The sequence below is a fragment of the Rhizobacter sp. P2_H3 genome, from assembly GCF_056403355.1.
Genome location: NZ_JBFUFQ010000537.1, coordinates 1 through 695, shown reverse-complemented (window position 1 = coordinate 695; position 695 = coordinate 1). Strand labels below are relative to the sequence as shown.

Here is a 695-nt window from a genome sequence, read left to right as displayed (position 1 = left end):
GCGGAACCGGTGCAGGCGGGGCCGGCGGCGTCGCCACCGGCGGCTTCACCGGCACGTTCACTGCGGCCGGCGCGGGAGCCTGCGCGGGCGACCCGGCCTTGGCACCGGCCGAGGCCTGGCCGAGCTTCTTCAGCTCTTCGACGTTCTTCGACAGTTCGGCGACGCGCGACGAGTTCTCCTTCGCCTCGCGCTCCTTCGCGACCTTCGCCTCCGTGGACGCACTGCCCTTGCTCAGCGTCAGCTTGTCCGGCGTCGGGGCGGCGGCCTTCTTGCGGTCGTCGACCTCGGCCTGCACGGTGCCGCTGGTCTGGCGCGATGCACCTTCGACCTTCGACGGTGCCACGCCGCTGGCGAGGCGCTGGCGGTAGGCGCCGAAGTCGGCGCTCTGCGCCTGGATCAGCTGGCGCGCATCGGCCGGCGTGATCGCCTTCGCGGTCTCGGCCGACGGCACGGCCAGCACGGCACCGGCCTTCAGCCGGTTCATGTTGTTGTTCAGGAACGCGTCCGGGTTGCCCTGGTACAGCGACGCCAGCATCTGGTCGAGCGAGACGCCCGGACGCTTGGTTGCACCGGCAATGCGCGACAGCGTGTCGCCCTGCTTGACCTTGTATTCGTCGGCGCCCGAGGCGGCCTCGGTGCCGGTATCGGACGGCGCCGCGGCGACGCGCGGCGTGTTGCGTGCCGGTGCCGGCGGC

General features: G+C 72.2%; 1 protein-coding gene. It reads right to left on the bottom strand.

The window, feature by feature from the left end:
- Nucleotides 1-695: type IV pilus assembly protein FimV (locus AC1D1T_RS32905; protein WP_477993566.1), on the bottom strand; the 695-nt coding region annotated here is incomplete at both ends.